We start from the raw sequence: 601 nt of genomic DNA, 5'->3' as shown, positions 1-601 counted from the left end.
TGCCCTCGCCGGGGTGCGGCTGCATGCCCGCGCGGGCGAGCGGGCGGGGGCGCGGCACGGGTACGGGCTGACCGCGACGGACGTGTCCGCCCAATTGGGGGGGGCGTGGCTGGACCTGACGGGCACGGCGGGCAGGCAGTGTTAACCTGAGCCTCACACATGCAGGGACTTCTCTCCGATCTGCCCCTGTTGGGGATTCTGGAACTGGTGCACACCACCCGGCAGACCGGCGTGCTGGACGTGAAGACCGGGGTGCCTTTCACGGTCGCCTTTGCGGGCGGCGAGGTCGTGGGGGGCGGCATCCTCGACTGGCTGGGCACCGACGCGATTCAGGCGGCGCCGCTGCTGCCCGGGGAAGGCAGTTTCGAGTTCGCGCCCCGGACGGTGACGGGCACCCCGCTGGGGCCGTACGAGCACTTCACGACCGACTGGGCGCGGGCCTCGGACGAGTGGGAGCAACTGTGCGGGGTGATCGGAAGCCCCAGCCGGGTCTACCGGGGCGAGCTGCCCCACTTCGGCGGCGAGGAGGGCGCCAGCGTGCGCACCGTCGCCCGGCAGACGGGCCGCCCGCTGTTCGAGGTCGCGCAGGAGGCGGCAGCGG

General features: G+C 73.2%; 1 protein-coding gene. It reads left to right on the top strand.

The features are described 5' to 3' along the window. Positions 1-159: 159 nt before the first annotated feature. The coding region (locus QOL99_RS17465) for a DUF4388 domain-containing protein (RefSeq protein WP_285525684.1) at positions 160-601 on the top strand (442 nt) is incomplete at its 3' end.

Origin of the sequence: Deinococcus rhizophilus (genome assembly GCF_030271215.1) — a bacterium.
GTDB lineage: Bacteria > Deinococcota > Deinococci > Deinococcales > Deinococcaceae > Deinococcus > Deinococcus rhizophilus.
This window is presented reverse-complemented; position numbering and strand designations above follow the sequence as displayed.